Raw genomic sequence first — 12129 nt, forward strand, 5'->3', positions numbered from 1 at the left:
TCTAGTTAATGGCAGAAGCTTATAACGAAGAAGTAGTAGCGCTACTTCAAAAAGAATTGACAACGTATCGTTCAAAACAAATAACAACGGTTTTAACTTTATTAAATGAAGGAAATACAGTTCCTTTTATTGCCCGTTACCGGAAAGAAATGACTGGAAGTTTAGATGAAGTCCAAATCCGTGAAATAGAAGAACGTTATCATTATTTACAAAACTTGAAAAAGCGGAAAGAAGAAGTTCTCCGTTTAATTGAAGAGCAAGGAAAACTAACAAAAGAACTCAAAACAGATATTCAAAAAGCAGTAAAAATGCAACAAGTGGAAGATTTGTATCGACCATATAAACAAAAACGTCGGACCAAAGCGACTATCGCGAAAGAAAAAGGGTTGGAACCATTAGCAGATTGGTTGCTCTCTTTACCTGAAAACGCGGATATCTTAGCTAAAGCGGCTACTTTTATTAATGAAGAAAAAGAAGTTGCAACCGCCGAGATAGCCTTGCAAGGTGCTCATGAAATTTTAGCAGAACGTATTAGCGATGAACCAAAATACCGAACATGGTTACGTGATTATATGGTTAAACATGCGCAATACGTTAGCGTAGTTAAGGATGAAGAAAAAGACGAAAAGCGGACCTATGAAATGTATTACGATTTTGCAGAACCAGTTAGCAAAATGGTGCCGCACCGTGTCTTAGCAACGAATCGTGGTGAAAAAGAAGACATTTTAAAGGTTTCCCTTGTCGCTGATGAAACAAAAATTAATGATTATTTCCAACGTCAACTAATCGGCAAGCAAGCAACAAGCTTAGCTGCTCCATACATTGAGGCTGCTTATTTAGATAGCTATAAACGATTCATTGGACCAGCGATTGAACGGGAGATTCGCAATGAATTAACAGAAAAAGCTGATGAACAAGCGATTGCAATTTTCGGTGAAAATTTACGTAATTTATTATTACAGTCACCACTTAAAGGAAAAGTTGTTCTAGGATTTGACCCGGCTTATCGGACAGGCTGTAAATTAGCAGTTGTCGATGAAACTGGTAAAGTTTTAGCAATTCAAGTGATTTATCCACATAAACCAGCGACTGCTGCGAAACGTGAAGCCGCTGGTCCAGCCTTTAAAAAGATCATTGAAGACTATCAAGTGGACATGGTAGCTATTGGAAACGGAACGGCAAGTCGTGAATCTGAATTGTTTGTGGCAGAGCAATTAAAAGCGGTGAAGCGTGACGTCTTTTACGTGATTGTTAATGAAGCAGGGGCTTCCGTTTACTCTGCGAGTGAAGTGGCTCGTAAAGAGTTTCCTGATTTACAAGTCGAAGAACGAAGTGCGGTCAGCATTGCACGTCGTTTGCAAGATCCGTTGGCAGAATTAGTAAAAATTGATCCCAAAGCAGTCGGGGTCGGTCAATATCAGCATGACGTATCGCAAAAACGTCTTGCCGAGCAATTGGATTTTGTTGTAGAAACTGCGGTAAACCAAGTTGGTGTTGATGTGAATACAGCGAGTGCTCAACTTTTACAACATATTTCTGGCTTAAATAAAACAACGGCGCAAAACTTAGTCACTTATCGTGATGAAAATGGTGTCTTTACAGCACGAAATCAAGTCAAAAAAGTACCTCGTTTAGGACCAAAAGCATTTGAACAAGCAATTGGCTTTTTACGAATTCCTAATGGCAAAAATGTGTTAGATAACACTGGCATTCACCCAGAAAGTTATCCAGTAGCACAAGCAATTTTAGAAAAAGCAGAGATTGCTTCTAAAGAATTAGGGACAGCAGAAGCTATCGAAAAATTGAAACAGTTACCAGTGAATCAATTAGCTACTGAGTTAGAAGTAGGTTCAGAAACACTCACAGATATTATTGCTAGTTTAATCCAACCAGGTCGTGATATGCGCGATGAGATGTCAGCGCCACTTTTACGTAAAGACGTGTTGACGATGGAAGATTTGAAACCAGGAATGGAAATGCAAGGGACTGTTCGAAACGTAATTGACTTTGGCGCGTTTGTCGATATTGGTGTGAAGCAAGATGGCTTAGTCCACATTTCTAAGTTAAGTACTAAATTTGTTAAGCACCCAACGGATGTTGTTGCGGTGGGGGATGTAGTCACAGTTTGGGTAGAAGATGTTGACTTGAAAAAGGGGCGTATTAGTTTAACCATGTTGCCTCGGGCTGATAGAAAAGAGTAACAATGAAAGAGTCTCAACCAGTCTTGATGACAGATCAAGCGCTTCAAACGCTAGTGGAAAAAATTTCAATCGTATTTTTTCAGAAACCTTTTCTGCATCAAGCTACATTTAATCGGCGGTTAAAAACTACGGGCGGTCGCTATCATTTAGCTTCGCATCACCTGGATTTTAATCCAACTGTCTTTTTAAAGTATGGACAAGAGGAACTGGAAAAAGTCATTAAGCATGAGTTATGTCACTATCATTTACATTTAGCTGGCAAAGGCTATCAGCATAAAGATAAGGACTTTAAAGAGTTATTGGCTAAGACTGGCGGTGCCCGTTACGCACCGCCTCTAGTAGAACGGAAAAAAGCAGTTTTCCATCAGTACCAATGTCAGTCTTGTGGAGAAGTCATCCTCAGAAAACGACGAATTGATACGACACGATATGTCTGCGGAAAATGTCATGGGCGTTTGTCCTGGCAAGCGAAAAAAGAACAAATCTAACGATTCTGGTCTTTGTTATCTTGACAAAGACCAGTAATTATTTTAGGATAAATAAGTGCTCTTAAAATGCAGATGTGTTGGAATTGGCAGACAAGCATGATTGAGGGTCATGTGGACAGATGTCCGTGTGGGTTCGAGTCCCATCATCTGCATCAGCTAGTATAACAAGAGGTCGGGACAGAAGTGTTTAACTCCGAGAAATAATAAGGAGTTGCTTCTGTTCCCGCCGTTTATCAGTTTTTGAGCGTGGAGCAAAAATCCAAAGTGATTTTTGTCCCACGCTCTTGTTTATTACGGAAAAACCATCAATTTTTTATTAAATTCTGATATTTATTATTGCTTTTTCATTATAGTTGGCGTAACTTTAGAGTATAAATTTGTGAAGCGAGGGAGTCCGTGTGAGAAATTTTAAAAAATCTGATAAATTAAATAACGTAAGTTACGATGTCCGTGGTCCTGTTTTAGAAGAAGCAGAACGCATGCAAGAAGAGGGCATACGTATTTTGAAATTAAATACAGGGAATCCAGCGCCATTTGGTTTTGATGCCCCAAATGAAATTGTGCGCGACATGATTGTGAATGTTCGCGATTCAGAAGGTTATTCCGATTCAAAAGGTATTTTTTCTGCAAGAAAAGCGATTGAACAATATTGCCAATTAAAAAAATTTCCTAATGTAACGATTAATGATATTTACACTGGTAATGGCGTGAGTGAACTAATTACCATGTGTATGCAAGGCTTGTTAAATAACGGCGATGAAGTACTTGTGCCAATGCCAGACTATCCTTTATGGACTGCTTCTGTTTCTTTGGCGGGCGGTACACCCGTTCATTATATTTGTGATGAGCAAGCAGAATGGTATCCAGACATTGATGATATAAAATCAAAAATAACTTCGAATACAAAAGCAATCGTTATTATAAATCCAAATAATCCGACTGGTGCTTTATATCCGAAAGAGTTATTACTAGAAATTGTCGAAGTGGCACGTCAAAATGATTTAATTATTTACTCCGATGAAATTTATGATCGTTTGGTCATGGACGGTTTGGTTCATGTACCGATTGCTACATTAGCACCTGATTTATTTGTCGTAACATTGAATGGTTTGTCAAAATCACATCGAGTGGCAGGCTTCCGATGCGGTTGGATGGTGTTAAGTGGAGATAAATCACGAGTAAAAGGGTATATCGAAGGGCTAAATATGCTTGCTTCCATGCGGTTATGCTCAAATGTGTTGTCACAACAAATCATTCAAACTGCATTAGGTGGCTATCAAAGTGTCGATGATTTACTTTTGCCAGGTGGCAGAATTTACGAACAACGAGAATTTATTTACAATGCGATAAATGATATTCCTGGTTTATCAGCCGTGAAGCCTAAAGCAGCTTTCTATATTTTTCCGAAAATTGATACGGCCAAATTTGACATTTATGATGATGAAAAATTTGTTTTAGATTTCTTACACAAACATCATATTTTATTAGTCCATGGTGGTGGGTTCAACTGGCAACAACCCGATCACTTCCGTATTGTTTATTTACCGAAGATGGAAGACTTAAAAACTACAGCAGATAAAATGCGTGAATTTTTAAGTACCTACAAACAAAAATAAAAGAACTACCAAAAAATAGCCTCTAACGAAGCTATTTTTTGGTAGTTCTTGTTTTATCAACAATACTATTCTGCGGTTTCACATGCTTTTTTACTAATAATCATTCGGTTGGTATATTTTTCTTCCATATCAGGACTAGGATTTGCTACTACGATGAGATAAGAATTTTCATACTCCTTCTCCACAAAGCCTGAATAATTTGTTTTTTCCCAAATGAAGTGAACTTTTTTCTCTTCGGCCATACAATAACACTCCTTTTTAATAAAAATGAACCTATTTATTTTCTAAGAAAACCTTAGATAATGTTCTTGCAGTATATTATGCAATAAAGTACAATAAAAGCATAATGCGAATTCGCATATTTTGACAAAATCCCCATTTTGCAAGGAAAATGGCCGATATAAATAGGAGCTATTGTGATGAATTCTTTAGGTGCAGTTATTAAAGAAATTAGAAAAAATAGAAAATTGACACAGAAAATGTTATCAGAAGACATCTGTTCGCAAAGCGTTTTAAGTCGCATTGAAAACAATGAAGAGTTGCCAAACGTTCTCGTAATGCAACAACTTTGTGATCGTTTAGGTGTGACTGTTGATCAGATTATGCGTTATAAATCTGGTGATGTGCACGTTGTTACGTATTCATTTGAAAAAATGGCTGAATATTTTCGCCATAAAAAATATCAATTATTATTAAATTATTTAAAGGAAAATCGTATTGAAGAACAATTGTATTTAGATACGGACTGGCAAAAATATTATTATTATTTAGGTAGTTGTGAATTGTTTGTTCTAAATGATTATGAAAAAGCTATTGCTAGCTTGCGTAAAGGGTTATCTTTCACCTATAAAGCCGATAAGTTAAATGTTTCTGATTTAGAGATTCAATTAATTAGTTGTCTAGGTGCCACTTATGGTTATATGGGCAATCGAGTAGAAGCAGAACGATTTTTAAGTTTGAGTATTCATTATTTTAATCAATTGCCAAATGAACGCAGTAATGCAGAGTTAACGAAAATATTTTTTAATTATGCTGATTTCTTATTTAAAAATTATACAGAAAAAGATGCCGAAATTTATGTGGATCAAGGAATTACTTGGGCCCGCAAAAAAAATAGTTATTATTATTTAAGTGAATTATTAAATCTAAAATATTTAGTTTTAATGAGAAAGAATAAACACGAAGAAGCAGAACGTTATCTGAACTTAGCACAACAAATGAAAAATGTGGAAAGTGGCAATCTTTAAAAAATCCTCAGAATTGCTTAAAAGGTCTACACCATTTCTTGACTTTTGTACTGATTAAGAGTACTTTTGAAGTAAGTAAAATAAAGAAAGAAGGATGAAGATGAAAACATTTATCTTTGCAGACAAGTTCTTTTTAAAAAGCGATGTTAAAGGACCTGGTTATTTAGAAATCACGGATGGTATCTTTGGTAATTATACAAAAGATGAACCGCAAGGGGACGTAAAAATTATTCGTGAGGAAGGCAAATGGATTGCCCCAGGTTTAGTCGATACTCATATTCATGGTTACATGAATCATGACGTAATGGATAACGATGCAGAAGGCATTAAAGTGATATCTGAAGGCTTATTATCTTGTGGTGTAACTTCATTTTTACCAACAACGTTAACTTCAAGTAAAGAACGTTTAACAGACGTTGCACGTACGATTGGTCAAGTCTACCAAGAAGTACCTGGTGCAAAAATTCAAGGGATTTACTTTGAAGGACCTTTCTTTACTGAAGAACATAAAGGCGCACAAAATCCAAGTTATTTTGGAGATCCAGACCTTGATACATTCCACGAATGGCAAGAAGCTTCAGGCGGAATTATTAAGAAAATTGCGTTGGCACCAGAACGTAATGGTGTGAAAGAATTTGTTGAAACCGTTACAGATGAAGGTGTCGTTGTTGCTTTAGGCCATAGTAATGCGACCTTAGAAGAAGCTGATGTGGCAGTTGAAGCAGGCGCTAGCGTTTTTGTTCATGCATATAATGGGATGCGCGGCTTAAATCACCGTGAACCAGGGATGGTTGGTGCATTGTTAACGTTACAACACGTTTTCTCTGAATTAATTTGTGATGGACACCATGTACATCCGCAAGCGGCTGAAGTATTGATGGAAAAAGCGGGCCATGATCACGTTGCGTTAATTACAGACTGCATGATGGCTGGCGGTATGCCAGATGGCAACTACAATTTAGGTGAATTTCCTGTTGTGGTAGCAGAAGGAACGGCTCGTTTGGATACTGGGAACTTAGCAGGTAGTATTTTAAAACTAAAAGAAGCAATTAAAAATGTAGTTGATTGGGGTATTGCAACACCTGCACAAGCAATTATGATGGCTTCATTAGTTCCTGCGATTAGCTGTAAAATTGATGATCAATGTGGCATGATTGCAAATGGTCGTGATGCTGACTTTATCGTATTAGAACCAACCATGGAATTAGCAGCTACTTATTTAGATGGCGTTGAACGTTATCGAGCATAAGACACAAGAAAAAGCTTGCGGAAATTTATCCGCAAGCTTTTTTTTATAATTCTTTTGGTAAAATCGCAGAAGTGATTTCTTTGTTCTCGTAGGCAATAAAAAAATCGATTAATTGCTTGTCAAATTGCTCAATATCCTCTTTGTAAAGGGAGCTGGGAATCACAAAGGTTTGCTCTAGGGTGCCTGCTAGATAATCGCCATCTAAACTTTGGGCGACAACTAAAAATTCTTGTTTGCGCCAATGTTCCACATCTGTTTCAGAAATGGTTTCTGGAGAGGCTAAAAATTTACAATTTTCGACAAACTGTTCATCAATTTCTTCACTGAAAGTTAATTCAGCATCCTCTTCTTGAGGTTGAGAGAGGATTGCTTGCAAAAATGTTTGTGGTTTTGCATCGGGTAATGTTTCTTTTAGCTGTTCAAAATCCAATGAAAGTTCCTCCTTATTGTTTGTTTAAAATAGTTACTGAAAAATCAATGGGTGAATTTGTTTTAAGGCTTTTGGCTTCTAAGATGATTTTTTCAGCCAACAAATCGTTTCCGTTATATACAGGTGTCACGCGATAACGAACGGTTTCGCCGCGATCAAGAGCTGCCCGAATCTGATTTTCATATTTCGTCATATAAGGAGTGTTGACAGGATTCTGATACAAGGTGGTTAAGTTACGTGGATCATCACCACTGCCTCCCATTTGACGGCCGATTAGGTGGCCACGCGAATGATTAGCTTTTCCTGAAATGAAACCAACTGGTCGAATATCTTTATTAGCGGAAGTTCCTGTATTGACCATTGCGGGTTTTAATAGCGCATCAGCGCCTGTCGCTCGTTTTAGACGATCTAGAGAATGATAAGTAATCCAGCCGTTTGAGCTATCCTTTAATTCCTCTGCTGAAAATGTGGCTTTACCATTTTCAATGGGTCCAGGATTATCTCCTTTTGGTGCTGGTGTGCTTGAGGGGGTGGTTGTTTGTGGTTGAACATTAAATAAATCTTGTAAAGCATCAGGAACTTTAACGCCAACCGCGCCTAAAATTAAAATGATTAATGCGCCAATCAGCATGATGGTTGAATTAAATGGTGGTTTCTTCTTTCTGTTTGCCATAACGTGCTCCTCTAATTTTATACTTGCAATAGTCCAAATTTAAGTGGACCATCTTTTCTATTATACGTAAATTTGCTAAAAAATCAAAAAAGGCTTTTCTTTGAAAGACTTGTATTCTCAGATATGTTACTATTTTAATGTAGAAGGGAAGGGATAGTGGATGGCCTATATTGAAGTCAAAAATGAATACAAGCGTTACCAAATGGGAGAGACAACTATTACTGCGAATGACGGCATTTCTTTTGAAGTGGAAAAAGGAGAAGTAGCGGTTATTTTAGGCCCCAGCGGTGCTGGAAAATCAACTGTTTTAAATATTCTTGGTGGAATGGACAGCTGTGATGAAGGGGAAATTATTATTGATGGCACAGATATCGCTCAGTTTTCAGAGAAACAATTAACCACTTATCGACGAAATGATGTCGGGTTTGTTTTCCAATTTTACAATTTAGTCCCAAATTTAACGGCAAAAGAAAATGTCGAATTGGCTTCGCAAATCGTTGCGGATGCGTTGGATTCGACCAATGTTTTACAATCGGTGGGTTTAGGGGAACGTTTAGATAATTTTCCAGCGCAACTTTCTGGTGGTGAACAACAACGAGTAACCATCGCCCGTGCGATTGCTAAAAAGCCCAAGTTACTTTTATGTGATGAACCGACAGGAGCACTGGATTATGAAACAGGGAAACAAATTTTAACTATTTTGCAAAATACTGCTCGTGAAACTGGAACGACCGTCTTAATTATTACCCACAATTCAGCCATTGCAGAAATGGCCGATCGGGTAATTCGAATTAATGATGCAAAAGTTCGCGAAATGACTGTGAATGATCAGCCTAAATTGGTTGCTGAAATTGAATGGTAGGTGCCTAAAATGAAGAAAACAGCGCTAATTAAAACAAGCTTACGTGAAATTAGACAATCTACTACACGATTTTTATCGATTATGGGGATTATTTTCCTTGGTGTAATGGTTTTTGTTGGTTTGAAAGCTACTGGACCAGATATGATTAAAACCGCGAATAATTATTACCAGAAAGAGCAGCTTCCAGATGCGCGAATAATTTCTACAATGGGACTGGAAAAGAAAGATTTAACAACTCTACAGTCTTTAAAAGATGTCGAAACAGTTGTGCCGCGGTATACAATAGATGCCACGATTGGGCCGCAAAATAATGCAGTAAAATTGTTTGGCTATCGAAAAAATCAAGCAGGATCGGTTAACTATCAAGTAGTTGACGGTCGGTTACCTAAACAAACAAATGAAATTGCATTAGATACATTAGCGAAAACTAGATATGACTATAAAATGGGTGATAAAATCACTTTAAACGATGTAGCGATTAAAGAAAAAGGACTGACGCAAACTCATTTTACTGTTGTTGGATTTATCAATTCAGCAGAATATATTGATAATACATCCAGGGGAACCACAACGGTCGGTTCTGGAACGTTAAACTTTTTTGGCGTGGTTTCGGAAAAAGCCTTTGACAGTCAACGATATCCAGAATTGCTAATCTCATTTCGTTCATTAAAACATCAAAATACGTATTTCTCTGATTATGAAAAGAAAAGAGAGCAGGCCTTAAATCAGGTAAAAGAGGCACTGAAAAATCGGCCAGAAGAACAGATTGCGGCTCTGCGTGATTCGGCTCAGCCGGACATTAACCAAGGTCGGCAAGCGCTGGAAACGGGAAAACAAGCGCTTGCGCAGTTGGAGCAACAACCAGGAATTCCAGCTGAGATGCTTGAAAAGCAAAAAGACGAATTGGCTAAACAAGAACAACTGTTGGCTGAAAAAGAAACAGAGCTAGCCAATTTGAAAGCCCCAACGTATTATTATTTTACTAGGGAAGACAATCCAGGATTTTCTGAATATCAAGATAACGCTGATCGGATTTCTTCTTTAGCCACGCTGTTCCCGTTGTTCTTTTTCCTAATTGCGGCATTAGTCAGCTTAACTACCATGACACGTATGGTGGAAGAAAAAAGAATGGAAATTGGTAGTTTGAAAGCTTTAGGTTATCGTAATCGTGAAATTGCTTCGATTTTTATTACCTATGCAACGGTTGCTAGCCTAACAGGTGCATTATTAGGATTGGCAGTTGGCTATTATCTATTCCCTAAAATAATTTTTGATGCCTACGGTCAAATGTACAATATTCCTGATTTAGTTACACCGTGGTACTTAAATTACAGTTTATGGGGCATCATTGTAGCCTTAGCTTGTACTGTGGGAGCGGCCTTAGTGACATTAAGAATCGATTTATTAAGTACCCCAGCTACCTTGCTAAGACCCAAAGCGCCGAAAGCAGGCCAACGGATTTTATTAGAACGAATCCGCCCTTTATGGCAACGCATGAGCTTTATTCAAAAAGTGACCGCTAGAAATCTGTTCCGCTATAAACGACGGATGCTGATGACCGTTATCGGAATAGCTGGTTGTATGGGGCTGTTAATTGTTGGTTTTGGTTTACGCGATTCAATTGTGGATGTCGCTACAATTCAATTTAATAAAATCTGGCATTACCAAGCAGTCGTGACTTTTAAAGAGCAAACAACACCTGAAGAGACAAAAGAGTATCAAGAAACGTTGCGCAAACTGGATGGTTTGAATAAAACAATTCCGTTATATTCAGAAATCTTTAAAACGAAGGGCAAAGGCGCACCAACTCAAAATATTACTCTTTATGTGCCACAAGATCCTTCGAAAATGGCTGATTTTCAGTTATTTAATGATCGAGTCACTGGAGAAAAATATTCCCTCAACGATGACGGTGTAATCATTAATGAAAAATTAGCTAAATTATTTGGCTATAAAGTCGGAGATCAATTAAATTTAGAAAATAGTGATAATCAAACCTATCACGTGAAAATTGCCGCGATTGCAGAGAACTACACGGGTCATTTTGTCTATATGACGCCGAAACTCTACCAGACGATGACGAAACAGAAGCCGGAGTATAATACAGAATTCCTACTTTTTGACAAAAAGTTATCCTCAAAACAAGAAACCTCAATCGGAGAGGCGTTGACAAAACAGCCGAAAGTGTTGAACATTACGTTTTTAACTGCGATGAAAGGTTCGTTTGATGATATGCTGAAAAGCCTTGATATTGTCATTTGGGTACTAATTGCTGTTTCTGGTTCTTTAGCGTTAATTGTGTTATATAATTTAACCAACATTAATGTTTCTGAACGGATTCGAGAACTTTCCACGATTAAGGTTTTAGGATTTTACGATCGTGAAGTCACTACCTATGTTTACCGTGAAAACATTATTTTAACGTTCATTGGTATTATTGTTGGCTGCTTCTTTGGGAAAATTTTGCATCAGTATATTTTAGCAACCGTTGAAGTTGATTTAATTATGTTTTCGCCAATTATTCATTGGCCAAGTTATCTATATTCCGCAGTCATCACCATGTGTTTCACGTTGTTTGTGATGGTCATTATGCATCGGAAATTGAAGAAAATCAATATGATTGAAGCGTTAAAATCAAATGAATAGCACATTTCAAAAAACGAGGAGTCCGTAGAAGTTCGATAATTCTAGGGCTGCTCGTTTATTGTTGCTTCTTTTATTAAGAAAAAATAGGTCTTAAGATGTATCTTTTGAGATTTATTTGGAAATTACTACTCTTTTTATTTAAAAATTGGTACACTATTACTAGGTTATAGCACAGAAAGGAGTGTGGGAAAAGTGTTAGAAGGTCTACCATTGGAAACGGTTTATTTTTATGCATTAGTGGGGAGCGCGGTCCTCGCTTTTTTACTAATTATTTTTGGGGATGTTTTTAATTTTGATGGACCGGTTGACCCAATGCTGATTATTCCATGGATTGCTTTTACCTCGCTGTTTGGGTACCTTGGGGAAGAATTAACAGCGGTAAATAGTTGGCTTATTTTAATTGTCAGTGGTATTCTTTCAACCATTATTGTTTTCTTCCTAAATTTTTATGTGTTGGTCCCTTTGAAAAATTCGGAGGCCACAATTTCTATTTCGGAAAAAGACATGGAGGGTCGTGTTGCTACTGTGATTACCCCAATTCCTGTCCGGGGAATGGGCGAGATTCAATTGAAGAGTGTCACAGGTTCGTTAAGTCGACCAGCAGCATTTTATGTGCCACAAGAAGTGGCTGCGCCAAGAGGTAGTGAGGTATTGATTATTGAATTGAAAGAACGGGTTTGTTATGTCATTCCTTACGAAGGCAGTCTAAAAATATAG

General features: G+C 37.5%; 11 protein-coding genes and 1 tRNA gene. 9 read left to right on the forward strand and 3 right to left on the reverse strand.

Annotated features, from left to right (window positions below; genetic code table 11):
• Positions 1-8: 8 nt before the first annotated feature.
• The 4 genes from PYW42_RS05740 (at position 9) to PYW42_RS05755 (ending at position 4305) form a co-directional block, all read left to right on the forward strand.
• Positions 9-2201 (forward strand): Tex family protein, encoded by a 2193-nt coding sequence (locus PYW42_RS05740; protein WP_002366578.1) that lies wholly within the window; start codon positions 9-11, stop codon positions 2199-2201.
• A gap of 26 nt (positions 2202-2227) precedes the next feature.
• Positions 2228-2689: a SprT family protein gene (locus PYW42_RS05745; protein ID WP_002365561.1), complete on the forward strand. Its 462-nt coding sequence runs from the start codon at positions 2228-2230 to the stop codon at positions 2687-2689.
• A 68-nt stretch (positions 2690-2757) separates the two neighbouring features.
• Positions 2758-2841, forward strand: a tRNA-Leu gene (locus PYW42_RS05750).
• Positions 2842-3087: 246 nt separating this feature from the next.
• Entirely contained in the window at positions 3088-4305 is a 1218-nt protein-coding gene (locus PYW42_RS05755; RefSeq protein WP_002357817.1) for a pyridoxal phosphate-dependent aminotransferase, read from the forward strand.
• A 65-nt stretch (positions 4306-4370) separates the two neighbouring features.
• On the opposite strand, the gene PYW42_RS05760 is transcribed toward PYW42_RS05755, so the two are convergent.
• The gene (locus tag PYW42_RS05760) at positions 4371-4547 is read right to left on the reverse strand and encodes a hypothetical protein (RefSeq protein ID WP_002357816.1); all 177 of its coding nucleotides are present in this window, start codon (positions 4545-4547) and stop codon (positions 4371-4373) included.
• 177 nt (positions 4548-4724) lie between these two features.
• On the opposite strand from PYW42_RS05760, the gene PYW42_RS05765 reads away from it, so the two are divergent.
• Entirely contained in the window at positions 4725-5552 is an 828-nt protein-coding gene (locus tag PYW42_RS05765) for a helix-turn-helix domain-containing protein (protein WP_002381942.1), read from the forward strand.
• Positions 5553-5652: 100 nt separating this feature from the next.
• Positions 5653-6801: an N-acetylglucosamine-6-phosphate deacetylase gene (gene nagA / locus PYW42_RS05770; protein WP_002363827.1), complete on the forward strand. Its 1149-nt coding sequence runs from the start codon at positions 5653-5655 to the stop codon at positions 6799-6801.
• A gap of 43 nt (positions 6802-6844) precedes the next feature.
• Here the strand turns inward: nagA and PYW42_RS05775 are convergent, their stop codons facing one another.
• Positions 6845-7231, reverse strand: coding sequence for a hypothetical protein (locus PYW42_RS05775; protein WP_002360464.1), 387 nt, complete (start codon positions 7229-7231; stop codon positions 6845-6847).
• Between the two features lie 13 nt (positions 7232-7244).
• Complete coding sequence (locus PYW42_RS05780; RefSeq protein WP_002388942.1) at positions 7245-7904, reverse strand: DNA/RNA non-specific endonuclease; 660 nt, start codon at positions 7902-7904, stop codon at positions 7245-7247.
• Positions 7905-8064: 160 nt separating this feature from the next.
• On the opposite strand from PYW42_RS05780, the gene PYW42_RS05785 reads away from it, so the two are divergent.
• From PYW42_RS05785 to PYW42_RS05795, 3 genes are all read left to right on the forward strand, one after another.
• Complete coding sequence (locus PYW42_RS05785; protein ID WP_002363831.1) at positions 8065-8766, forward strand: ABC transporter ATP-binding protein; 702 nt, start codon at positions 8065-8067, stop codon at positions 8764-8766.
• A 9-nt stretch (positions 8767-8775) separates the two neighbouring features.
• Positions 8776-11412: an FtsX-like permease family protein gene (locus PYW42_RS05790; RefSeq protein ID WP_002388781.1), complete on the forward strand. Its 2637-nt coding sequence runs from the start codon at positions 8776-8778 to the stop codon at positions 11410-11412.
• 183 nt (positions 11413-11595) lie between these two features.
• The gene (locus PYW42_RS05795) at positions 11596-12129 is read left to right on the forward strand and encodes a hypothetical protein (RefSeq protein WP_002357809.1); all 534 of its coding nucleotides are present in this window, start codon (positions 11596-11598) and stop codon (positions 12127-12129) included.

It is taken from the genome of Enterococcus faecalis (assembly GCF_029024925.1).
Lineage (GTDB): Bacteria > Bacillota > Bacilli > Lactobacillales > Enterococcaceae > Enterococcus > Enterococcus faecalis.